This window comes from Caloramator sp. Dgby_cultured_2 (genome assembly GCF_028872215.1).
Classification (GTDB): Bacteria; Bacillota; Clostridia; order Clostridiales; family Caloramatoraceae; genus Caloramator; species Caloramator australicus.
Window position 1 is genome coordinate 2194307 of the sequence record NZ_CP118396.1, and the last position, 23194, is coordinate 2217500.

At 32.2% G+C, this 23194-nt stretch carries 16 protein-coding genes and 16 pseudogenes; 17 read left to right on the plus strand and 15 right to left on the minus strand.

The genetic code is table 11. The annotated features are described in order from the left end of the window. Positions 1-287: 287 nt before the first annotated feature. A pseudogene (tnpB, locus tag PWK10_RS20135) lies at positions 288-1388 on the plus strand (IS200/IS605 family element RNA-guided endonuclease TnpB). Between the two features lie 101 nt (positions 1389-1489). On the opposite strand, the gene PWK10_RS15260 reads toward tnpB, so the two are convergent. Together PWK10_RS15260 and PWK10_RS15265 are read right to left on the minus strand one after the other, a co-directional pair. Then, positions 1490-1777, minus strand: a complete 288-nt coding sequence (locus tag PWK10_RS15260; RefSeq protein WP_274766636.1) for a CvpA family protein — start codon at positions 1775-1777, stop codon at positions 1490-1492. A gap of 98 nt (positions 1778-1875) precedes the next feature. Then, positions 1876-2091 carry a CvpA family protein gene (locus tag PWK10_RS15265; protein WP_274766637.1) on the minus strand — a complete coding sequence of 72 codons (216 nt, stop codon included), beginning with the start codon at positions 2089-2091 and terminating at the stop codon, positions 1876-1878. A 29-nt stretch (positions 2092-2120) separates the two neighbouring features. Here PWK10_RS15265 and PWK10_RS15270 point away from each other — a divergent pair, with 29 nt between their 5' ends. The 4 genes and pseudogenes from PWK10_RS15270 to PWK10_RS15285 all read left to right on the plus strand — a co-directional run bounded on the left by PWK10_RS15270 (position 2121) and on the right by PWK10_RS15285 (position 4120). Next, positions 2121-2756, plus strand: coding sequence for an AI-2E family transporter (locus PWK10_RS15270; protein ID WP_274766638.1), 636 nt, complete (start codon positions 2121-2123; stop codon positions 2754-2756). After that, entirely contained in the window at positions 2747-3151 is a 405-nt protein-coding gene (locus tag PWK10_RS15275; RefSeq protein WP_274766639.1) for an AI-2E family transporter, read from the plus strand. The genes PWK10_RS15270 and PWK10_RS15275 overlap by 10 nt, the downstream gene beginning before the upstream one ends. A gap of 153 nt (positions 3152-3304) precedes the next feature. Then, positions 3305-3801: pseudogene (gene yyaC / locus PWK10_RS15280) on the plus strand (spore protease YyaC). A 64-nt stretch (positions 3802-3865) separates the two neighbouring features. Beyond that, complete coding sequence (locus PWK10_RS15285) at positions 3866-4120, plus strand: YkuS family protein (RefSeq protein WP_008909318.1); 255 nt, start codon at positions 3866-3868, stop codon at positions 4118-4120. A 6-nt stretch (positions 4121-4126) separates the two neighbouring features. On the opposite strand, the pseudogene PWK10_RS15290 reads toward PWK10_RS15285, so the two are convergent. The 4 genes and pseudogenes from PWK10_RS15290 to PWK10_RS15300 all read right to left on the minus strand — a co-directional run bounded on the left by PWK10_RS15290 (position 4127) and on the right by PWK10_RS15300 (position 6286). Beyond that, positions 4127-4635 (minus strand): annotated as a pseudogene (locus PWK10_RS15290) (DUF4446 family protein). Between the two features lie 37 nt (positions 4636-4672). Beyond that, on the minus strand, positions 4673-4819 hold the full coding sequence (locus PWK10_RS20140) for a hypothetical protein (protein ID WP_446715263.1): 147 nt from the start codon (positions 4817-4819) through the stop codon (positions 4673-4675). A gap of 68 nt (positions 4820-4887) precedes the next feature. Further along, positions 4888-5420 (minus strand): annotated as a pseudogene (locus PWK10_RS15295) (ParB/RepB/Spo0J family partition protein). Between the two features lie 69 nt (positions 5421-5489). Next, positions 5490-6286 (minus strand): annotated as a pseudogene (locus PWK10_RS15300) (ParA family protein). Positions 6287-6446: 160 nt separating this feature from the next. Between PWK10_RS15300 and PWK10_RS15305 the strand changes: the two are divergent. Next, positions 6447-6578 carry a TMEM165/GDT1 family protein gene (locus PWK10_RS15305; protein WP_274766640.1) on the plus strand — a complete coding sequence of 44 codons (132 nt, stop codon included), beginning with the start codon at positions 6447-6449 and terminating at the stop codon, positions 6576-6578. Between the two features lie 339 nt (positions 6579-6917). Here PWK10_RS15305 and noc read toward each other — a convergent pair. The 9 genes and pseudogenes from noc to rpmH all read right to left on the minus strand — a co-directional run bounded on the left by noc (position 6918) and on the right by rpmH (position 14002). After that, positions 6918-7752 (minus strand): annotated as a pseudogene (noc, locus tag PWK10_RS15310) (nucleoid occlusion protein). Positions 7753-7874: 122 nt separating this feature from the next. Beyond that, a pseudogene (rsmG, locus tag PWK10_RS15315) lies at positions 7875-8576 on the minus strand (16S rRNA (guanine(527)-N(7))-methyltransferase RsmG); the annotation flags it as partial. After that, a pseudogene (gene mnmG, locus PWK10_RS15320) lies at positions 8569-10458 on the minus strand (tRNA uridine-5-carboxymethylaminomethyl(34) synthesis enzyme MnmG). The pseudogenes mnmG and rsmG, both read right to left, overlap by 8 nt. Before the next feature lie 7 nt (positions 10459-10465). Continuing rightward, positions 10466-11840: pseudogene (mnmE, locus tag PWK10_RS15325) on the minus strand (tRNA uridine-5-carboxymethylaminomethyl(34) synthesis GTPase MnmE). Positions 11841-11876: 36 nt separating this feature from the next. Then, a pseudogene (jag, locus tag PWK10_RS15330) lies at positions 11877-12551 on the minus strand (RNA-binding cell elongation regulator Jag/EloR). A 12-nt stretch (positions 12552-12563) separates the two neighbouring features. Continuing rightward, positions 12564-13049 carry a membrane protein insertase YidC gene (gene yidC / locus PWK10_RS15335; protein WP_274766642.1) on the minus strand — a complete coding sequence of 162 codons (486 nt, stop codon included), beginning with the start codon at positions 13047-13049 and terminating at the stop codon, positions 12564-12566. 213 nt (positions 13050-13262) lie between these two features. Further along, the gene (gene yidD, locus PWK10_RS15340) at positions 13263-13451 is read right to left on the minus strand and encodes a membrane protein insertion efficiency factor YidD (RefSeq protein WP_342455556.1); all 189 of its coding nucleotides are present in this window, start codon (positions 13449-13451) and stop codon (positions 13263-13265) included. Between the two features lie 20 nt (positions 13452-13471). After that, positions 13472-13827, minus strand: a pseudogene (rnpA, locus tag PWK10_RS15345) (ribonuclease P protein component). Positions 13828-13867: 40 nt separating this feature from the next. After that, a complete protein-coding gene (gene rpmH / locus PWK10_RS15350; RefSeq protein ID WP_008909331.1) occupies positions 13868-14002 on the minus strand; it encodes a 50S ribosomal protein L34 in 135 nt (44 codons plus the stop codon). A gap of 491 nt (positions 14003-14493) precedes the next feature. Here rpmH and dnaA point away from each other — a divergent pair. The 11 genes and pseudogenes from dnaA (at position 14494) to gyrA (ending at position 23177) form a co-directional block, all read left to right on the plus strand. Next, a pseudogene (gene dnaA / locus PWK10_RS15355) lies at positions 14494-15830 on the plus strand (chromosomal replication initiator protein DnaA). Positions 15831-16100: 270 nt separating this feature from the next. Beyond that, positions 16101-17203 (plus strand): annotated as a pseudogene (gene dnaN, locus PWK10_RS15360) (DNA polymerase III subunit beta). Between the two features lie 100 nt (positions 17204-17303). Further along, the gene (locus PWK10_RS19020; protein WP_342455815.1) at positions 17304-17417 is read left to right on the plus strand and encodes an RNA-binding S4 domain-containing protein; all 114 of its coding nucleotides are present in this window, start codon (positions 17304-17306) and stop codon (positions 17415-17417) included. Between the two features lie 47 nt (positions 17418-17464). Next, complete coding sequence (gene recF, locus PWK10_RS15370) at positions 17465-18028, plus strand: DNA replication/repair protein RecF (protein WP_274766643.1); 564 nt, start codon at positions 17465-17467, stop codon at positions 18026-18028. Continuing rightward, a complete protein-coding gene (locus PWK10_RS15375; protein ID WP_274766644.1) occupies positions 18025-18264 on the plus strand; it encodes a hypothetical protein in 240 nt (79 codons plus the stop codon). Before recF ends, PWK10_RS15375 begins: the two co-directional genes overlap by 4 nt. A 131-nt stretch (positions 18265-18395) precedes the next feature. Continuing rightward, positions 18396-18560, plus strand: coding sequence for a hypothetical protein (locus tag PWK10_RS15380; protein ID WP_274766645.1), 165 nt, complete (start codon positions 18396-18398; stop codon positions 18558-18560). Between the two features lie 12 nt (positions 18561-18572). Next, positions 18573-18841 (plus strand): annotated as a pseudogene (gene remB / locus PWK10_RS15385) (extracellular matrix regulator RemB). Then, positions 18842-19192: an ATP-binding protein gene (locus PWK10_RS20145; protein WP_446715264.1), complete on the plus strand. Its 351-nt coding sequence runs from the start codon at positions 18842-18844 to the stop codon at positions 19190-19192. It begins immediately after the preceding pseudogene. A 361-nt stretch (positions 19193-19553) separates the two neighbouring features. Then, positions 19554-19942: pseudogene (locus PWK10_RS20150) on the plus strand (DNA topoisomerase IV subunit B); the annotation flags it as partial. A 78-nt stretch (positions 19943-20020) separates the two neighbouring features. Further along, positions 20021-20734 carry a toprim domain-containing protein gene (locus tag PWK10_RS20155; protein WP_446715265.1) on the plus strand — a complete coding sequence of 238 codons (714 nt, stop codon included), beginning with the start codon at positions 20021-20023 and terminating at the stop codon, positions 20732-20734. Positions 20735-20748: 14 nt separating this feature from the next. After that, positions 20749-23177 (plus strand): annotated as a pseudogene (gyrA, locus tag PWK10_RS15395) (DNA gyrase subunit A). The last annotated feature ends 17 nt before the right edge of the window (positions 23178-23194 follow it).

A 23194-nucleotide genomic window follows, 5' to 3' on the forward strand; every position in this document is an offset into this window, starting at 1 on the left:
TGGTTTTGGACAAGTAAGTCCTTTGCAATCTACAACCTTCATGCTACCACCACCTACTTAATACTTACAATTTTATATTAAAACAACTGATATTTTTATTGAATAGATATTTAAAATATCTATAATTAACTAGATATAAATTGATTTTATTTATTTGATGATGAAAGCGTCCGCACACTCGTGACTTAAGTCATGAGTAAGGACGCTTAAATAATAACATATGTTATCTAAATATCATGAATTATATTAATTAACAACATATGTTATAATAATTATGAGGTGTAAATATGGAAAAAGCTTTTAAATTTAGGCTTTATCCTAATAAACAACAAATAGAGCTTATAAATAAAACCTTTGGTTGTGTTAGGTTTGTATATAACTACTACCTTGCTAAAAGAGAAGAAGAATATAAAACTAAAGGGATAACATTTAATTATAACAAATGTTCTGCTGACTTAACTAAACTTAAACAAACTAATACATGGCTAAAAGAAGCAGATAAGTTTGCACTTCAAAATTCGCTCAAAGACTTAGACAAAGCATTTAAGAATTTTTTGAAGGCAGAGCAAATTATCCAAAGTTTAAGTCAAAGAAATGTAAATATCAAAGCTATAGAACAACATTTACAAATAACAACATTGAAATTAAAGGAAACAAAATCAAACTACCCAAATTAGGCTGGGTAAAGTTTGTAAAATCAATGGAAGTAGAGGGTAAAATACTAAATGCAACTATAAGTAGAACTCCAACAGGGAAATATTTTGTTTCAATTTGCTGTAGGATAGAAAAAACTACAGAAAAGTCTAAAACTAACAAAGTAATAGGTATAGATTTAGGAGTAAAACATTTTCTGATAGATAGTGAAGGCAACAAAATATCCAATCCTAAATATCTTATAAAGTTAGAAAAAGACTTATTAATGAACAAAGGAAGCTTTCTAAAAAACAATTAGGTAGTAGTAACTTTAAGAAACAAGCTAAGAAAGTAGCCAAAATACATGAGAAGATAAGAAACCAAAGGGAAGATTTTTGCAAAAGCTGTCCTCTAAAATTATAAGCGAAAACCAAGTTATAATTTTGGAGGACTTAAAGGTTAAGAATATGTTAAGAAATAACAAATTATCAAAGTCTATATCAGATGTAGCATGGTCAAAATTTGTAAATATGCTTGAATATAAAGCATTATGGTATGGAAGAACAATAGTAAAAGTAGATATGTTTTATCCATCAAGTCAAATATGTAATGTATGTGGTTATAAAAATGAAGAAGTAAAAGACTTAAACATAAGGAATTGGGAATGTCCAATATGTAGGACAGTCCACGATAGAGATGTAAATGCAAGTAAAAATATATTAAAAGAAGGAAAGAGGATATTAGGTATAGCATAAGTAAAAGCAGTAGGGTAGGGACTACCCGAATTAACGCCTGTGGAGACAGTAGGTTACGAGGTCGATGAAGCAGGAATCCCGCGACTTTAGTCGTGGGAGGTTCAAATCCTTTTAACTAACGAGAATACAATATTGTAATGATAAAAGTATTTAGCGATTCTCGACGATTCTATTTCTCTTTTTAAAGAGTTGTCCTTTGGTGAAAGTGAAACTACAGGAATCATGAGTGCAAATACGATAAACAAAATTAAAACCCATTTTGTAAATCCTAAAACCATTCCAAGCAATTTATCTAAAAATCCTACCTTTCCCCTTCTTACTTTAACTCTTATATTCTCCCTTATAATATTAAAAACTATATTTGCCACAAAAAATATGACAAAAAACATGCTGCATTCAAAAAAGATCCGTAACGCTCTTAGATAAATTATTTTTATCTAAAACAAGATATAGTGCCGAAGATGCTGCCTTGTTTTTTTCAATTTTTCTAAAAATATTTTTGCATGTTTAAATATACTTCCGTATTGTTTATAATATAATAAGTAAGATATGGTGTTGCAATTTTAGCAAGGTAAAGAGAAAAGAATAAAGATAAAAATTTAAGCAAAGTAGATATAAACCCCTTTTGTAAACCATCTATGCATCCATATAATAATAATAAAATAATTATTATATCCATTAAATTGCCATTAAATTTTATCATCCTATCCCCCTTAAAAGTGAGGTGAAATTATGTTTGATCAATTATTTATTTTAAAACTAAAAAGGTTTGGATTGTTTTTACTAATTTATACAATTTCGTTTTTCATATTCTTTAAAACATTGCCCTATACCCTTCCCTTTGTCCTTGCTATTATTATAGCATTAATAAATAAGCCCTTTAATAACCTTTTAATTAGAAAATTTAAGCTTCCTGTTTCCCTTTCCTCTATTATTACAACGACAATAACTTTTAGCGTCATCTTCTATTTTCTTACCCTTATAACATTAAAACTAATTACTGAAGCTAAAAACCTTCTTGTTAAAGTGCCAAGCGTTGACGTTATATATCCATATATCCAAAACCTTTTAGTTAATCTTGAAAAACATTTAAGGACGCTGGATCCAACAATATTTAAAAACATACAGAATAATTTAAATTCTGTATTTTTAACACTTTTAAATATGACTCAAACTTTGTTAAACTCCCTTTTATCCTTTGCAATTAAACTTCCTTCTTTATTCTTAGTTATAGTAATAACCTTTATTGCAACATATTTTATGTCTAAGGATATTAACTCATATAAAATACAATTTACCAAAATTTTTAATGAGGAGGGCAAAAAAAGTTTAGCGAGTTTTCCTCTGAAAGCTATAAAATGCTTGTAAATTACTTAAAATCATATTCTATCCTTGTTAGTTTGACCTTTATTGAAAGTTTTATTGCCTTTACCTCCCTAAAATTTAATTATGCACTCTTATTGAGCTTATTATGTGCCTTCCTTGATATTTTTCCTATACTTGGGATTGGACTTGTTTATTTTTCCCTTGCAGCATACTTTCTTTTAGTTAAAAACTATTATATTGCAATAGCTCTTGTAATTATTTATATAATTATTACTATAATAAGACAAATAGTAGAACCAAAACTTGTTTCCTCAACGTTAGGTTTAAATCCTATTTTTGTTCTCGCATCTATTTATATAGGAGTTAAGGCCTACGGCTTTTTAGGAATGCTATATTTATTATTTTTAATGGTATTCTATAATATCCTCAAAAAATAAAACTCATATAGTATATTTAACCTCCCTTTTGGAAAAAATTTTAACTAGATTCAAAAGGGAGGTTTTTACATGCTTCAAGAAAAGAAACTCTGTTTTTCAATAGAAAGCGATAAACCAAACTCTGCATACCTTCTTTCAAATGAAATAATAAACATGTTAAAGGATTATGCTGATATAAACCAATTAGTCATCCTATGTATCGGAACAGATCGTTCAACTGGAGATTGTTTAGGCCCTTTGGTTGGAGATAAGTTGACTAAAAATTTTAACCTAAAGGGTGTAAATATCTACGGAACCCTTGAAAATCCTGTTCATGCTAAAAATCTTGATGATTATATTGATCTCATCTATAAGAGACATTTTAATCCCTACATATTGGCCATAGATGCTTCCCTTGGGAAAGTTGAAAACATCGGAAAGATTAATCTTTATGAAGGCCCAATATTTCCTGGCGCTGGCGTCAACAAAAACTATCTCCCATAGGTAATCTTTCTATAACTGGTATAGTTAATATGTCAGGATTTATGGAATACCTTATTTTACAAAATACCAGATTATCTTTAGTTATGAAAATGGCCGATGTAATTTCCTATTCTTTATACCTTTCAATTAAAAGGCTTTCAATAAATTCTTCTTTTACCTTAAGATAATTCCAAAATATACATCGCATAACTTTAAACCCTCCTGCTCACAATATAGGCAGGAGGGTTTATTATGATAATAAGTATTGATGATTCCCTTGTAGATTTATACAATCAATTAAAAAACCTTGGATATGATGTCCATAAAATCTCAGAAAACATTACTTCTGATGCATATATATACTCAGAAAAAACTACACCTCTTTACAAATTAAATTCTATGATTGAAGCAAAGGAAGGCGGCTCTTTAATGATCAACTGCGATAACATGGACTTAAAAGATATAATCTACTCCATCCACCACAAAACCTATACCCCTCTTTTTTAAGCTACATTATGTAGCTTTATTTTTATTCATTGCATCCCTTAAAACCGTCTTTTCCTCCTCAGATAAATCATACTTTGAAATTCCATTTTTAATTGGCTTTGCAAAAACAGTGCTTTCATTTCTTCCATATATTCCTGTAACTATTACCCCATCATTATTATCGTCTAAAAGGGCAATTGAAAAGCTTAAATCGGAACCCACATCATCAAAGGCCTTATATCTTATAATTGAAAATTTTTGAATACAATTTTTAACTCTACCATCAACATCTTTATAAATTGCTTCTATTTCCTTTGTAGTCAAAAGGGCTTCATCAAGTTTTTTATTGTTTTCTATTAAAAGCTCCTCAATACTTTTTCCCATATTCCCTCTCATCATCTTTTTATATCTTTTTCTAACCTTGATATTTCTACCTTATTTAATATTTCCAAAAATAAAAGGACGATGACTAAAATTATTAATAAAATTAGCATAGGGATTTGAAAATCTTGAATAAATGAGAAAATTATGTCCATATTCAACACTCCTTCTTAATTGTTTCACGTGAAACATTTATATATTTAATAATTCTAATATCCTTTGTAAGTCATCTTCTGAATAATACTCTATTTCTATTTTGCCTTTGTTTTTGTTGTTGTTTATCTTCACCTTTGTTCCAAAACATCTGAAGTTTTTCCTCAACATCCTTATAATGAGCAACTATTTTTTCTCTTTTTTAACCTTTTTGTTGTTTATTTCTTTTATTAATTTTTCAGTTTGCCTAACATTTAAACCTTCTTCAACCACTTTTTAGCTATTAAATATTGTTTTTCTTTATCTTCTATAGAAACAATTACCTTGCCATGTCCTTCTGAAAGTTTACCATCATTAATAAATTCAACAACTCTATCATCTAAATTTAAAAGTCTTAATGTATTTGCTATGGCCGATCTTGATTTACCTACTCTTTCTGCTATTTCCTCCTGTGTTAATTGAAATTCCTCCATAAGCCTTTTATAGGCAAGAGCCTCTTCAATAGGGCTTAAGTCCTCCCTTTGAATATTTTCAATTAATGAAATCTCCATTACCTCTCTGTCTGAAAGTTCCTTTTCCACGATAGGAACTTTTTTAGTCCTGCAATTTTTGCTGCCCTCCATCTTCTTTCCCCTGCTATTATCTTATAAAAATCTCCTTCTCTTTTTACTATTATAGGCTGTATTACTCCATGAACCTTTATTGACTCTGCAAGGGCATTTATCTTTTCCTCATCAAACTTCTTTCTTGGCTGGTCCTCATTAGGGAATAATTTTGAAACCTCCACCTCAAATACATTTGAATCCTTTTCTGCATCAGGTATAAGAGCCCCTAACCCCTTACCTAAAGCACTTTTTTAGCCATTTTGCTCATCCCTTTCTAATTCAATAAATTCTTCTGCAAGTTCTTTGTATGCCTTTGCACCTGTTGAATTTTTATCGTATAGCATTATGGGCAAACCATGGCTAGGTGCCTCGGCAAGTTTAATATTCCTTGGAATAATCGTTGTATAAACCTTACCCTTAAAATATTTTTTAACCTCCTCAACAACCTCAATAGAAAGGTTTGTTCTCCCATCAAACATACTCATTATAACGCCTTGAATTTTTAAATCCGGATTTAAGTTTTTCTTTACAAGATTTATTGTGTTCATAAGCTGACCTACTCCCTCGAGGGCATAAAATTCACATTGTATAGGTATAAGGACGCTATCTGCTGCAGTTAATGCATTTATAGTTAATAGTCCAAGAGAAGGAGGACAATCTATAAAAATATAATCATAATCATTTTTTATACTTTTTATTGCCCTTTTTAATATTTTTTCTCGATATTCATTATATGTTATTTCAATTTCAGCACCAGCAAGTTCCACCCTTGAAGGAAGAATATATAAGTTTTCAACTACTGTATTAACAATGGCATCCTTAACTACTTCAAAATTTTCTTCCTTTGCATTCTCAATTATAACATCATACATAGAATATTCAAGGTCATCCTTTTCAATTCCAAGACCACTTGTTGTATTCTCCTGCGGGTCGATATCTATTAATAAAACCTTATATCCCATCTGAGCAATATATGAAGCTAAATTTATTGCAGAGGTTGTCTTGCCAACGCCCCCTTTTGATTAAAAATAGAAATAATTTTACCCACACTATCACCCCTAGAATATTATAAAGAAATCTATAATATATATTTTACAGCATTATTTTTTTCATTAAATAGTTAAGGGTGATTTTATGATTAAAATAATTTTATCAACTTTTTTAATAGTTTTTTAGCTGAACTTGGAGATAAAACTCAGCTTGCCACCATGTTATTGTCTGCAAAATCAACTTCAAAATTATCTGTATTTTTAGGTGCCTCATTAGCTCTCATTTGCACAACTATAATAGGAGTCCTCTGTGGAAGTTTTATTGAAAAATATATTTCAAAAATTTATTAAATATAATATCAGCAATCGTATTCATCTTTATAGGAATCCTTATTCTTATTCAAACAAAAAATAGAGGCCTTTGCCTCTATTTAAGACTGTAGACAAATCATTTTTACCTTAGAACTTTTGCAAGAGCCCCGTGATAGGATTTCAAAAGGCATCTCTCATGAGCTCTAGCAATTCTTGCTTTTCGACTTTTCAAAAGTCCGTAATTCTGCTCATGGACGTGCAGAGCCGAGTGGCCGACACGGATGTTGGCTCACGAGGGTAGGACTTTTGAAAACAAAGAAAAGTTTAGAATTGCTTAGCGAAATGAGCGAATGCCAGGGAAATCCTTCACGGGGCTTATCAAAAAATTTTCAACAGCCTAAAATAAAGGCCCTTGCATCTATTTTTTGGTATTCTTACTATTATCTCCATATAGTCATCGTATTCCTTGTGTTTATATTCAGCATCTATCCCGTTTTTATTCATTATGTCCTTTATAGTATTAGTGATTATCTTAGGATTAATAACCCATTTAAACTTTGGCTTTTCAGTTTTATTTTTTCTTCCTTTTCCTTTTTTTCTTCTTTTTCATTTAATATTTTTTCAATCAAATCCTCAGTATCCTTTACGTTTAATCCCTTCTCAAGTATTTCCTTTAAAGCCTTTAATTGTAGTTCCTCAGAAGGAAGTTTTAAAAGAGCCCTAGCATGCCTTTCAGTTAGATTTTCCCTTAAAATTATCTCTTTGACTTTATCAGAGAGCTTTAATATTCTGAGCTTATTGGCAATCGTTGATTGCTTTTTCCTATCTTATGGGCAAGCTCCTCCTGAGTAAAGTTATGCTCCTTTATAAGTCTTAAATATCCTTCCGCCTCTTCAATAAAGTTAAGATCCTCCCTCTGGAGGTTTTCAATAAGGGCAAGGACTGCAGAATCTTTATCGGTAACTTCAACTACAATAGCAGGAATCTCAGTTAAACCTGCAAGCTGTGATGCTCTAAGTCTTCTTTCTCCAGCTATTAGCTCATAAAAGTTTCCATTTACTCTTCTTACACTTATTGGTTGTAAAACACCGTATTCCCTTATGGATTCACTTAGTTCTAGTAAAGCTTGATCATCAAAGTTCTTCCTGGGTTGATATGTATTTTGTTTTATAAGGTTTATAGGTATGTTGATTATTTCGTTTTCTACCCTCATTGCACCATCCCACCGTTTATAAATTTAACTATAATTAAGTTATTCTATAATTATTTCCCTTTTCCTGCTATTTCCCATTCAAATTCGTCAGCCAATATTTTTATTAATTCGTCATCTGATAGGCTTTTTTCTATTTGAGCTGGCTTTCTTGGATATTTTTGTCAGTCGGCTTTATTTTTTCGACAATTATTAACTTATGATCCATATCATATTCAGGAATGGAGGTAGTTATAATGTCGATAAGTTTTCCTCCTAACGTTCCAATAGCATTTTTGATTCATTTATTTCCTCTTCTATAGATGGGCCCTTCATAGCAACAAAATATCCTTTAACCTTAACATAGGGCATACAATATTCAGATAGGACATTCATATGGGCAACTGCCCTCGCTGTTGCTATATCAAAGGATTCACGGAAATCATCTTTCCTTGCAAAATCTTCAGCCCTCCCATGGACAGCTTCAATATCTTTAAGACCTAAATTTTGGATTACATCAATTAAAAAACTTATTCTTTTTTTAACGAATCTAAAAGGGTTATCTTTAAAGAAGGGTTAATAATCTTTAAAGGAATTCCAGGAAATCCTGCCCCTGTTCCTACATCTATAATTTTTAAATTGTCATTAATTAGTCCACTTTTAACAATAGATATAGAATCTAAAAAATGCTTTTTAACTATTTCTTCATCATCGGTAATAGCCGTAAGATTGATTTTTTCATTCCATTCCTTCAAAAGCCTCATGTAAATTTCAAACATATCCATCTGTTTGTCATCTAATGTTATGCCATAGCTTTTTGCACCATTATATAAAAGCTCCCTATTCATCTTCCTTCCCCTTTTTTCTTCTAATTTGTTCGATATAAACAAGTAAAACAGATATATCAGCAGGCGACACACCTGATATTCTGGATGCCTGCCCTATATTTTCAGGTCTTATCTTTGAAAGTTTTTGCCTTGCCTCCAGCCTTAACCCCTGAATATCGTCATAGTTTATATAGGGAGGTATCTTCTTTAATTCAAGCTTTTTAAATTGTTCTACTTGTTCTATTTGTTTTTTAATATAACCTTCATATTTAATCTCAATTTCAACCTCTTCCGTTACATCCTTTGGAAGGTAAGGCCTTTCTTTGTCGATTTTCTCAATATTTTCATAGGTTATCTCTGGTCTTTTTATAAGCTCATATAGGGTTATTCCACTTTTTATTTCAGAGCTTCCAATGGATCTTAAAACCTCATTATTCTCCTCTGAAGGAGAAATTACAGTCTTTTTAATCTTTCGATTTCTTTTTCTATGTTTTCCTTCCTTCTTAAATACCTTTGATATCTTTCTTCAGTTACAAGTCCAATTTCATAACCCTTTGGAGTTAATCTTAAATCTGCATTATCCTGCCTTAATAAGAGTCTATACTCGGCTCTGCTTGTCATCATTCTATAGGGTTCATTTGTTCCTTTTGTTACTAAATCATCAATTAAAACTCCAATATAGGCCTCTGATCTATCAAGAACAAAAGGTTCCTTTCCCTTTACTTTTAATGCTGCATTTATTCCTGCAATAATCCCCTGAGCTGCTGCCTCCTCATACCCAGAACTTCCATTTACCTGACCAGCAAAGAATAAACCTTCAATGTTTTTTAGTTCAAGGCTTAGTTTAAGCTGAGTAGGATCTATGCAGTCATATTCAATTGCATATGCAGTCCTTAAAATTTCACAATTTTCAAGGCCTGGAATAGACCTATAAACCTGTATTTGAACATCCTCCGGAAGGGAGCTTGACATACCTTGAACATAAAGTTCTTCTGTGTCCTCACCTTCAGGTTCTATGAATACCTGATGCTTTTCCTTATCAGGAAATTTCATAACTTTGTCCTCAATAGATGGACAATATCTTGGTCCCACACCCTCTATAAGTCCTGCAAACAAAGGGGATCTATGTATATTCTGTCTAATTATTTCATGAGTTTTTTCTGTTGTATATGTAAGGTAACATGGAACTTGATCCCTTGTTATGTCATCTGACATAAAGGAAAATGGAACTACTCTCTCATCCCCAGGCTGAATAGTCATCTTTGAAAAATCCACTGATCTTCTGTGGATTCTTGCAGGCGTTCCTGTTTTAAACCTTCTTAAAGTAATTCCTAATTTTTCAAGGCTTTTTGAAAGTTCATTTGCAGGAAAAAGTCCATTAGGTCCTCCGCTATAGTTTACCTCTCCTATAAATATCCTTCCCCTTAAATATGTTCCTGTTGTTATAACAAGGGCCTTACATGAAAAATAGGCGCCGTTTTTGTCTTTATCCCTTTTACTCTTCCGTCCTCAACATCTATATCAACTACTTCATCTTGCTTTATATAAAGATTTTCCTGTTCCTCCAATGTTTTTTCATTAGGGTCTGATATTTTTTCTTATCAGCCTGGGCCCTAAGTGAATGAACAGCTGGTCCCTTTGAAGTATTCAACATTCTCGATTGAAGGTATGTCTTGTCTATATTTATTCCCATCTGTCCTCCAAGGGCATCAATTTCTCTAACAAGATGTCCCTTTGCTGTTCCTCCAATTGATGGGTTACATGGCATTAGAGCAATACTATCTAAATTTAAAGTTATAACGAGGGTTTTACATCCAAGCCTTGCAGATGCAAGGGCAGCTTCACATCCTGCATGACCTGCCCCGACAACTATGACATCATATTCTCCACCGTGATACATCATATCCCTCCTATTTTCCAATGCAAAAATCACAAAAGATCCTATCTATAATATCCTCAGCAACTGTATTTCCTGTAATTTCCCAAGCTTTAAATAACTATCCTTTAACTCTACCGATGCAAGGTCAAGTGGAAGTCCACTTTTTATAGTTTCTATCCCTTTAACTATGCTTTCCTTTGCCTTTACAAGTGCATCCTTATGCCTTACATTTGTAACTAATATTTCATTCTTAGAAGAAACCCTTCCTTCAAAAACAAGATCAACTATCGCTTTTTTAATCTCGTCTATACCATGTTCCTTCTTAACAGATGCATTTACAACATGTTTAAACCTACCTTTTATATAATCAACATCTATTGCAGTCGGAAGATCCATTTTATTTAAAATGGCAATAACATTTTTCCCCTTAATTAAATCGATTATCTCCTCATCTTCTTTTTCTAAAGGCCTTGATGCATCTAACATAAAGAGTATAAGGTCGGCATTTTGAAGATACTCCTTAGATTTTTCCACCCCAATATTTTCTACTATATCATCGGTTTTTCTGATACCTGCAGTATCAACAAGAACTATTGGAACACCATCGATATTTATATACTCTTCTATAACATCCCTTGTAGTTCCAGGAATATCCGTAACTATTGCTCTTTTTTCCTCTAAAAGTGCATTAAGAAGGGAGGACTTTCCTACATTAGGTTTACCAACTATCGTCGTTCTAAGACCTTCCCTAAATATTTTTCCGCTTTCTGCATTTTTAATTAAATAATCTATTTCTGAAACTATAAATTGTAGATCAGAAACTAACTTGTTTACAACAAGCTCATCTACATCATCCTCTGGAAAATCAACAGTGGCCTCAATATGGGCAAGACATCCTAAAAGCTTATCCATAAGAGAATTTATCTTTTGTGAAAGTTTTCCCTTAAGCTGATTTACTGCAAGGTTTAAGCTATCGTCCGTCTTTGCCCTTATAAGGTCTATTACTGCCTCTGCCTGGGATAAATCAATTCTTCCATTTAAAAATGCCCTTTTCGTAAATTCCCCAGGTTCAGCAAGCCTTGCACCGCTCTTTAGAACCACCGATAAAACCTTTTTACAGCTAAAACTCCTCCGTGACAATTTATTTCTACAATATCCTCCCTTGTATATGTATTCGGTGCTTTCATATAACTTAATATAACTTCGTCTATTATCTCATTTGTTTCAGGATCAACTATATATCCATAAGCCATAGAATAGCTTCTCATTTCTTTAATATCTTTACCCTTGGCACTTTTAAAAACTTTTGATGCTATTTCAAGGCTTTTATCACCAGATAATCTTACAATCCCTATTCCACCTTCTCCTATTGCCGTAGATATTGCAGCTATAGTATCGTTAAGCATCCTTTCACCTTCTTTATTTTGTTTATTTGATTTATATTATACCAAATTAAAAAGTTTTTCAATCAAAAAGAGGCTTAAAGCCTCTTTATTTTTTAAATCGATGACAACTTTTCTAAAGGGTTCTTCACCTATGCTATAAGTAGTTACATCAGGATGATTTTGTAGTGCTGCATGTATAATTCTTCTTTCGTATGGATTCATTGGCTCAAGGGTAATGCTCTTATTATATCTTTTTACCTTATAAGCTAATCTATTTGCAAGCCTTATTAAGGTTTCTTCCCTCTTTTTCTGTAATTTTGTGTATCTAATAAAACCTTCTTAAATTCATTTTCTCCACTATCTTTGTTTATAACAAGACTAAGTAGATACTGAAGGGCATCTAAAGTCTCTCCCCTATGGCCTATCAAAGCTCCCATTTTAGGCCCCACAAGATTAACCTTTAAAATGTCATCTTCATCCTTAATCTGAATTTCACATTTGATTCCCATTTTATCAAGAACATCCCTTAAAAAGACTTTGCAATAGCTTCATAATCCTTTTTATAGTAAGTCTTACCTTTGCAGGCTTTGCACCTATAATTCCAAATACACCTTTGCTACCTTCATCTAAAATTTCAATATCCACCTTATCCCTTGTTACCCCTAATTCCTTTAACCCATTTTCAATGGCGCTTTCTACATTCTTTCCTATCGCCTCAATCCATTTTTTCATATATTCACCACCCTATTGCAGCTTTGCCTCTTCCTTATGCCTTATTCTATTGATTATAAAATACTGCTGGAGTATTTGAATGACGTTACTTATTATCCAGTATAAAACAACCCCTGCCTGGAATTTAAAGAACATAACTACGAATAAAATTGACATATAAAGATTCATTTTTCTTTGCTGCTGTGCTGAAGGATCATCTCCCTTAGGAGCAGTCATAACCCCCATCAAATAGCTTGATAAACCAGATAAAATAGGTAATATAAATGTTCTATCATATGATCCTAAACTCTCTACCCACAAAAAGCCAACGTCCTTAAATCCTTGAATATTTGCTACAACATAATACATAGCAATAATAATTGGCCATTGAATTAAAAATAAAAGACATCCAGATAAAGGATTTGTCCCGCTTTCCTTATAAAGCTTCATCTGCTCCTCTTGCATCTTTTGAGGGTCATTCTTATATTTTTCTTGAATTTCCTTTAATTTAGGCTGCATTTTTGAATCATTATGCTTGATTTAGTTTGGCTTATTGTTAAGGGTAATAAAATAGTCTTTATTATAGCAGTAAATATAACAAGATCCAAAAATAAGCAAGACTTAAATTAGATACATAAGTTGTTACAAAACCATGTATACCATTAAAAAATAAAGTCATCGGTTTAACTAAAAAATTCAAAGGTTTGACCTCCCTTTTTGAAAATTTAGAATTTAAGGAACAGGGTCATACCCACCAGGATGCAGTGGGTGACATTTTAATATCCTTTTTATAGATAAAACAGAGCCTTTAATGGCACCGTATTTTTCGATAGCCTCAAGGGAATACTGGGAACATGTTGGATAAAATCTGCAGCTTGGCGGCTTCATTGGGGATATATATCTTCTATAAAATTTTATCAAAAAATTAAAATTTTTTTCATCTACACACCTTCTTTTAATATACCAGCCTTTTTAAGAAGATTAAATATAGATCCTTCAATATCATAAAAATTTGACTTTGCTGCCTTTCCCCTTGCAACAAAAACAATATCATGTCCAACTTTAAACTTATCTTTATTAATCCTAAAGGCTTCTTTAATTAACCTTTTTACCCTGTTTCTAACTACACTTTTTCCTATTTTTTACTTACTGATATTCCAACTCGATTCATGTTGCTCCTGTTTTTAAAGACATATACCACCAGTGTATCATCGCTGTAGGACTTTCCTCTATTATATATGAGTCTAAAATGCCTGTTTTTTCGAATTCTTTCTTCTTTTTCATCATGTTTCCCCATTTCAGCCTAAAATTGCACAAAAAGGCCACATAACGCGGCCTTATGCAGTCAATCTCTTTCTTCCCTTCATTCTTCTTCTTTTAAGAACTTTTCTTCCATTTCTTGTTTTCATTCTCTTTCTGAAGCCATGTTCCTTTTTTCTTTGTCTTTTCTTTGGTTGGAATGTTCTTAACATCGCTTGCACCCCTTCTTATATTTATCTATAGTTAATGGGCATATTACTACATTATACTTTACTATTAAGATTATATATGTATCATTAAAAGCTGTCAAGAAATTTACAGTTGTTAATAATCTTAAAAATTCATTGTGTTTTTGTGGATAACTATTGTAATAATATATTATATTTGATAATATATTAATGCATATCCACAAAATCTGTGAATAACTTATATTTTATTCTGTGCTAAAAAGTTATTCACAATCTGTGGACAAAGTTGTGTATAACTTATTTAAAATTTCACGTAATTATAATTAAAATCTAGATTTTTTGTTGTTAGTAATGTTAATAATCAATTTGTTGATATTGTTGAAAGTTAATTTTTGACTTAAAATATTAACAAATTAACAGATTTGTGAATAACTTTGTTCCATCATGTCAACATTTTTTATTGTAGATTTTATAATGTGGATAATTATGTTAACATATACTAGGGAGGAAATTTTATGGACAATCTTCTTGAAATTTGGGAAAAAACTCAAGAAATTGTTAAAGCAGAGTTATCACCACTTGGTTTTAACACATGGATAAAATGCATTGATCCCCTTAAAATCACTAATGAAACAATATTTCTTCTTGCTCCAAACGAATTTACAAAGGGCGTTTTAGATGTAAGATATAAAGATCTTATAGCAAATGCCATAAAACTAGTTACTTCTAAAAAATATGAAATAAGGTTTGTCCTTTCAACGGATGAAATAAATTCTAATGAAAACAATCAAAATCAAAAGAAAAGGGAAAGACAAGAAGAAATATCCACATCTATGCTCAATCCAAAGTATACCTTTGAAACCTTTGTAGTTGGTAATAGCAATAGATTTGCCCATGCAGCATCCTTGGCTGTTGCTGAAGCTCCTGCAAAGGCATATAATCCTTTGTTTATATATGGTGGAGTTGGTCTTGGTAAAACTCACCTTATGCACGCTATAGGCCATTATATATTAATAAATAATCCTTCTGCAAAGGTAGTTTACGTTTCATCCGAAAAGTTTACTAATGAGCTTATAAATGCTATAAAGGATGATAAAAACGAGGAGTTCAGAAATAAATATAGAAACGTAGATGTTCTTCTAATCGACGACATTCAGTTCATAGCCGGGAAGGAAAGAACCCAAGAGGAGTTTTTCCATACCTTTAATTCTTTATATGAAGCAAATAAGCAGATCATAATCTCCAGCGATAGGCCTCCAAAGGAAATACCGACTCTTGAAGACAGGCTACGTTCCAGATTTGAGTGGGGACTTATTGCAGATATTCAACCGCCTGATTTTGAAACAAGAATAGCTATATTAAAGAAAAAGGCAGACATGGAAAACCTAAGCATACCAAACGAAGTTATGGTCTACGTTGCTAATAAAATACAATCCAACATTAGAGAACTTGAAGGGGCTCTTATAAGAATAGTTGCTTATTCATCGTTAACTAATAAGGAGATAAGCGTTGAACTTGCATCAGAAGCACTAAGGGATTTTATTTCCAACAAAAATGCAAAGCAAATTACAATAGAACTTATAATGGATGTGGTTGCAAGCTACTATAATTTAAGACCTGAGGATTTCAAATCTCAAAAAGAACTAAAAATGTAGCATTTCCAAGGCAGATAGCTATGTTCCTTGCAAGAAAATTGACTGATCTTTCTTTGCCCAAAATAGGTGAGGAGTTCGGAGGAAGAGACCACACTACCGTTATACATGCCTACGAAAAAATCAATGAAGGGTATGAAAAGGATCAAAATCTTAAGGAAACTATAGACGAACTTATAAGAAAAATAAATCAAAAATAATCAACAATATGTTGATTTAAAATTTAATAATCTGTTGATAAACTAAATAATCAATTTTTAAACTGAATTATGTGGATAATTAATGCGGGACTAAACCGCATTATCCACAATTTTTATTAAATAAATCTCTTGATTTTTAATGTTTAGAGGGACTTATCAACAATTTCACAGCCCTTATTACTATTACTACTACTTTTTGTCCTGTATAATATCCTCTATAAAAAATACTTTAAAAATTTATCCACTGTGGATAAAAAGGAGGTTAGTAAAATGTTTTTCACATGTGAAAAAATATTCTGCAAGAAGCCATAAATATCGTTCAAAAAGCAGCTTCATCTAAAACTACCTACCCTATACTTGAAGGAATTTTAATTAAGGCTATAGATAATAAAGTTTATTTTACAGCAACAGACTTAGATATAGGAATTGAAACCTTTATCGATGCAAATGTTATTAAACCAGGATCAATAGTTTTAAATTCTAAATTATTTGGAGAATTTATAAGAATGCTTCCTAACGACATAGTTTCTTTGGAACTTTTAGATAACAATTTTGTTAAGATAACCTGTCAAAAATCAGAATTCATGATACTAGGTAATAACCCGGAGGAGTTTCCTAAACTTCCTGCAATTAATGAAAATTCCCTCTATGAGATTTCACAGGATATTCTAAGGCTTATGATAAAGCAAACTATATTTGCAATCGCACAGGATGAAACAAGGCCAATATTAACAGGTGTCCTATTTGAAGTTAAAGATAATGTATTAAGCTTTGTTGCATTGGATGGTTATAGACTATCTTTAAAGAAGGTTGAACTTGAAAACGCAAGCAATATTAATGCAGTAATTCCAGGAAAGACCTTAAATGAAATTTCTAAGATAATAGAACCGTCTGAAGATAAGGTAAGAATAACATTTACTCCTAACCACATACTTTTTAATCTTGGAAACACAAAAGTAATCTCAAGACTTTTAGATGGAGAGTTTGTTAACTATAGACAAATAATTCCTCAAGAACATAAACTTAAAGTTAAAGTAAATAGAAATCTTCTTCTTGATAGCATAGAAAGGGCATCCCTCCTTGCTAGAGAAGGAAAGACTAATTTAATCAAGTTTAACATTGGAAATGATAAGATGATAATTACCTCTGATTCTCAATATGGCAAGGTTCAAGAGGAAGTTACAGCTATGCTTGAGGGTGATAGCTTAAAAATTGCATTTAATTCTAAATATTTCTTGGATGTTTTAAGAATAATAGATAGTGAGGAAATTTATTTAGAATTTACTACAAACGTAAGCCCATGCGTTGTAAGAAAAGTAGATTCTGATGATTATATCTATCTTGTTCTTCCTGTAAGACTTATAGAAAACTAATGCCACCTTCTTAGGTGGTTTTTCAATAGATAAGGAGGATTTTTATGCAAAAATTGAAATACATACCGAGTATATTAAACTTGACCAATTCCTAAAATGGATAGGTGTTGCAGACACAGGGGCTATGGCTAAGGTTATAATTAAAAATGGAGATGTTTATGTTAATGGAAATCAAACTTTAGAAAGAGGTAAGAAAATAAAAAAGGAGACATAGTAGAAATAAAAAACATAGGAATATTTCAAGTAGTTTAGGTGAAGATTATGTTTATTAAAGAATTGGAACTTATAAATTTTAGAAACTATTTAAACTTAAAGATAGAATTTTTAAAGGGATTAAATGTCCTATGCGGCCAAAACGCTCAAGGAAAGACAAATGTTTTAGAAGCGATAAATTTTATTAGCACTTTAAAATCCCATAGAACAAGTAAAGATAGGGAATTAATAAAATGGGGAAAAAGCAAAGCATATATAAAGGCCAACTTAAACAAAAGTTTAGGCGACTTTACCGTTGAGGTTCTAATATCAGAAATGTCAAAGAAAGAAGCAAAATTAAATGGAATAAAACTAAGTAGAGCTTCTGAAGTTATAGGGCATGCTAATACGGTTATATTTTCTCCAGAGGATTTAAGACTTTTAAAGGACGGCCCTGATATAAGAAGAAGATTTATTGACAATGAACTTAATCAAATAAAACCTAGGTATAATTACTATTTATCTTTATACAATAAAGTTTTGCTTGAAAGAAATAATCTTATTAAGAAGGGAATAGACAAATCATTATTAGACGTTTATGATCAGCAGCTCGCTGAGTATGGAAGTTTTTGATTTTTAATAGAATTGAATTTATTAAAAAGCTAAGCATCATATGCAAATTACTCCATAGAAAAATTACTAACGGAAATGAAGAACTTGTTATAAAATATAAGGGTGACATTATAGATGGTGAATTAAAAAGTATAAAAGAAAGGCTATATTCTTTATATAAAAATAGCATTGAAGAGGACATAAAAAAGGTTATACTTCAAAGGGACCACAAAGGGATGACATCGAAGTTTTTATAAATGGTGTAGATGCAAAGCATTATGCGTCTCAAGGACAGCAAAGAACTGCAGCTTTATCATTAAAACTTTCTGAAATTGAAATAATAAAGGGAGAAACAGGTGAATATCCAATACTACTTCTTGATGATGTTATGTCAGAATTGGATTTGCAAAGACAAAAGTATTTGTTGGATTCCTTAATGGATGTCCAAATTATACTGACTATTACAAGTTTAAATGATTTAGAAAAGTTTAGCATAAATAGAAAAAGAATATTTGAAGTATCTAATGGAAATATTCAAATTAAGGAATTTTGAGGAGGAATTATTATGTTTCTTCATCTTGGAGAAAATGTTGTTATACCTTTAAAGGAAGTTATAGCTATCTTTGACATAACATCAACTTCCAGCATAGATACAAAGGAGTTTTTAAAAACGGCAGAAGAAGAGGGATTTGTAAGAAGGATTACAAAAGATGAACCTAAATCCTTTATATTAACAGAAAGAGATAAAAAAGTATAATTTATTTGTCTCCAATTTCTTCACTAACTTTAGCAAAGAGAAGCTGCTTTATTGATGAATTTTCAAAGGGGATCTAAATGAGTAAGAAATATAGCGCAAGTGAAATTCAAGTTTTAGAAGGATTAGAGGCTGTAAGAAAAAGGCCAGGTATGTATATAGGAAGCACCGGTCCAAGGGGACTTCATCATCTTGTATATGAAATAGTTGATAATGCAATAGATGAAGCCCTTGCAGGTTTTTGTAAGAATATAGATGTTTTTATTCATAAAGACAATTCAATTACCGTAATAGATGATGGTAGAGGCATTCCAGTTGATATTCATCCAAAGCTTAAAAAAGTGCAGTTGAAGTTGTATTTACTGTGCTTCATGCTGGTTCAAAATTTGGCGGTGGAGGATATAAGGTTTCAGGTGGACTACATGGTGTAGGTGCCTCTGTTGTTAATGCCCTGTCTAAATGGTTAATAGTTGAAGTAAAAGGGATGGAAAAATATTTAGGCAAAAATATGAAAGGGGAAAGCCTGTATCAGAATTAGAGGTAATAGGTGAAGCTGAAGAAACAGGAACAAAGGTTACCTTCCTTGCTGATGATGAGATTTTTGAAACAACAGAGTATGAATATGATGTATTATCCCAAAGACTAAGGGAGCTTGCATTCTTAAATAAAGGAATTGCTATAAATCTTATAGATGAAAGGGTAGATAAGAAGGAAACTTATCATTATGAAGGTGGAATTAAAGAATTTGTTAAATATTTAAATAGAAACAAAGAAGTTTTACACGATGAGCCTATTTATTTTGAAGCAAGTAAGGATGATACAGTTGTTGAAATAGCTCTTCAATATAATGATGGGTATAACGAAAACATATTTTCCTTTGCCAACAATATTTCAACTACTGAAGGTGGAACCCATGTAAGTGGGTTTAAAACGGCTTTAACTAAGGTTATCAATGATTATGCAAGAAAGTATGGATTTTTAAAGAAAAACGAAAAGAACCTTCAGGGGAAGATACAAGGGAAGGGATAACAGCCGTTATTTCTGTAAAGATAACAAATCCTGAATTTGAAGGACAAACAAAAACAAAGCTTGGAAACACTGAAGTTAGAGGTATAGTAGATGCTATCGTTACAGATAAGGTTTCTGCCTTTTTAGAGGAAAATCCAAGCGTAGCTAAAGTTATAGTAGAAAAGTGTTTATTAGCATCAAGGGCAAGGGAAGCAGCAAGAAAGGCAAGGGAACTTACAAGAAGAAAAAACGTGTTAGAAAATACATCCCTTCCTGGAAAACTTGCTGACTGTTCCGAAAAGGATCCTAAGCTTTGTGAAATATTCCTTGTTGAGGGAGACTCAGCTGGAGGTTCTGCAAAGGGAGGCAGAGATAGAAGATTCCAGGCTATTCTCCCTCTTAGAGGTAAGATAATGAATGTTGAAAAGCAAAGGCTTGACAAAATACTGGCTTATCAAGAAATAAGAAATATGATAACTGCATTTGGTGCAGGAATTGGTGATGATTTTGATATAGAAAAAATAAGATACGATAAAATCATAATAATGACGGATGCTGACGTTGACGGTGCACATATTAGAACACTACTTCTTACATTCTTCTATAGATACATGAGACCTCTTATAGAAGAGGGACATGTATATATAGCACAGCCTCCACTTTATAAGATATCAAAGGGTAAAAATATTTATTATGCCTACAGCGATAGAGAGCTTGAGGCGAAGTTAAATGAGATAGGTAGAGATAACGTTGAAATACAAAGATATAAAGGACTTGGAGAAATGAACGCAGAACAGCTATGGGAAACTACAATGAATCCTGAAACAAGAACTCTTCTTAAAGTTACTATTGAAGATGCAGTTGAAGCAGATGAAGTATTTACTATCTTGATGGGAGATAAGGTTGAACCTAGAAGGGAATTTATTCAAAGGAATGCTAAGAGGGTTCAAAATCTTGATATTTAGAGGGAGTTGAAGTTATGGACAAAAGGGATGAAATTCAATTAGTCGATATAAGCGATGAGATGAAAAAATGTTATATAGATTATGCAATGAGCGTTATAGTAGGTCGTGCACTTCCTGATGTTAGGGATGGGTTAAAGCCTGTTCATAGAAGAATTCTTTATTCTATGCATGAACTTGGACTTTTCCCTGACAAACAATATAGAAAATGTGCAAGAATCGTTGGGGATGTTTTAGGTAAATACCATCCACACGTGATAGTGCAGTTTATGAGGCAATGGTCAGACTTGCACAGGATTTCTCAACAAGATATCCTTTAGTTGATGGCCATGGAAATTTTGGATCTATAGATGGTGACGGAGCTGCAGCAATGCGTTATACCGAAGCAAGGCTTTCTAAAATTTCCATGGAAATGTTAAGGGATATAAATAAAAATACCATAGATTTTGCGGACAACTTCGATGGAACTGAAAAAGAACCAACTGTTCTGCCGTCAAGATTTCCAAACCTTTTAGTCAATGGTTCTTCAGGTATTGCGGTTGGTATGGCAACAAATATACCACCCCATAATCTTGGGGAAGTTATAGATGGAGTTATAATGCTAATCGACAATCCTGAAGCCACTATTAAGGATCTTATGACTAAAATAAAGGGACCAGATTTTCCAACAGCAGGAATAATAGTTGGGAAAGATGGTATTAGAGAAGCCTACGAAACAGGAAGAGGAAAGGTAGTCGTAAGGGCAAAGGCTACAATAGAAGAAGAAAAGGGAAGACATAAAATTATAGTTACAGAAATTCCATATCAAGTTAATAAAGCTAAGCTTGTAGAGGACATTGCAGAACTTGTTAAGGATAAAAAGATAGAGGGAATCTCTGACCTTAGAGATGAGTCTGATAGACAAGGAATGAGAATAGTTATAGAACTTAAAAAGGATGCAAATCCTAATATAGTTCTAAATCTTTTATATAAGCATACGAAGCTTCAGGATTCCTTTAGCATAATAATGCTTGCCCTTGTTAACGGCGAACCTAAGGTATTAAACTTAAGGGAAGTATTGACACATTATTTAGATTTCCAAAAGGAAGTAATAAGAAGGAGAACTAAGTTTGAACTTGACAAGGCTGAAGCAAGAGCTCACATATTAGAAGGTCTTAGAATTGCCCTTGATCATATCGATGAGGTTATTAATTTAATTAGAAGTTCAAAAACTGTTGAAGACGCGAGAAATGGCCTTATGACACGATTTGGCCTTTCAGAAAAGCAGGCACAGGCAATCCTAGATATGAGACTTCAAAGATTAACAGGCCTTGAAAGGGCAAAGATCGATGAAGAATATAGTGAGCTTATAAAGACGATAAACTACTTAAGGGAAGTTCTTGAAAATGAAAGATTAGTTCTTCAAATAATAAAGGACGAGCTTCTAGAAATAAAAGAAAAGTATGCTGATGAAAGAAGAACAAAGATTACAGCAAAATCAGACGAGATAAATATCGAGGACCTTATACAGGAGGAAGAAGTTGCAATTACGATAACCCATGCAGGATATATAAAGAGGATTCCAATTGACACCTACAGAAGTCAAAAGAGGGGTGGAAAGGGTGTTCAGGGAATGTCCATGAGGGAGGACGACTTTGTAGAGCATATATTCATAACATCCACCCACAGCTATATTATGTTCTTTACAAATTTAGGAAGGGCTTATATGTTAAAGGCCTATGAAATACCAGAAGCATCAAGAACTGCAAGGGGAATGAATATAGTCAATATTCTTGCTATGAATCCAAGGGAGAAAATCCAAGCTGTTTTAGAGATAAAGGAATTTGATGAGGATAAATTCTTATTCTTTGCAACAAAATTAGGTATTGTTAAAAAGACATTCTTAAGCGAATTTGCAAACATAAGAAAGAATGGATTAAATGCGATAAACCTGAAGGTGGGAGACGAACTTATTGGGGTTAAGCTTACGGATGGAAAACAAAAAATAATGATTGTAACTCAAAATGGATACTGCATAACATTTGAAGAGGAAGATGTTAGAGTAATGGGAAGAACTGCAGCAGGGGTTAAGGGCATTACCCTAAGAGAAGGTGACATTGCAGTTGGAATGGAAGTTTATAATGAAAATTCAGATCTTTTAGTTGTAAGTGAAAATGGTTATGGAAAGAGAACTAAATGCACAGAATATACAGTTCATTCCCGTGGAGGAAAGGGAATGAAGACCTATAAGGTCAATGATAAAACAGGAAAAATAGTTGGAGTAAAGACTGTAAGGGAAAATGATGAGGTAATGCTAATAAACAATAATGGAATAATTATAAGATTAGAAGTTTCAACAATAAAACAAACGGGTAGAGATGCCATGGGAGTAACTCTGATGAAGACTCAAGAGGATGAAAGAATTGTTTCAATAGGAAAGATAAATAGCAATGATGAGGAAGAATAATCCAGGATAATTCCTGG

Excerpts from the sequence above, each read along its gene's own strand:
- rpmH (WP_008909331.1), bottom strand. The coding sequence starts at position 14,002 with ATGTTAAGAACATTCCAACCAAAGAAAAGACAAAGAAAAAAGGAACAT.
- PWK10_RS15285 (WP_008909318.1), top strand. The coding sequence starts at position 3,866 with ATGATAATAAGTATTGATGATTCCCTTGTAGATTTATACAATCAATTA.
- PWK10_RS20145 (WP_446715264.1), top strand. The coding sequence starts at position 18,842 with ATGAGTAAGAAATATAGCGCAAGTGAAATTCAAGTTTTAGAAGGATTA.
- PWK10_RS15265 (WP_274766637.1), bottom strand. The coding sequence starts at position 2,091 with ATGATAAAATTTAATGGCAATTTAATGGATATAATAATTATTTTATTA.
- recF (WP_274766643.1), top strand. The coding sequence starts at position 17,465 with ATGTTTATTAAAGAATTGGAACTTATAAATTTTAGAAACTATTTAAAC.
- yidC (WP_274766642.1), bottom strand. The coding sequence starts at position 13,049 with ATGCAGCCTAAATTAAAGGAAATTCAAGAAAAATATAAGAATGACCCT.
- PWK10_RS15380 (WP_274766645.1), top strand. The coding sequence starts at position 18,396 with ATGTCAGAATTGGATTTGCAAAGACAAAAGTATTTGTTGGATTCCTTA.
- PWK10_RS15260 (WP_274766636.1), bottom strand. The coding sequence starts at position 1,777 with ATGTTTTTTGTCATATTTTTTGTGGCAAATATAGTTTTTAATATTATA.
- PWK10_RS15275 (WP_274766639.1), top strand. The coding sequence starts at position 2,747 with ATGCTTGTAAATTACTTAAAATCATATTCTATCCTTGTTAGTTTGACC.
- PWK10_RS15305 (WP_274766640.1), top strand. The coding sequence starts at position 6,447 with ATGTTATTGTCTGCAAAATCAACTTCAAAATTATCTGTATTTTTAGGT.
- PWK10_RS15270 (WP_274766638.1), top strand. The coding sequence starts at position 2,121 with ATGTTTGATCAATTATTTATTTTAAAACTAAAAAGGTTTGGATTGTTT.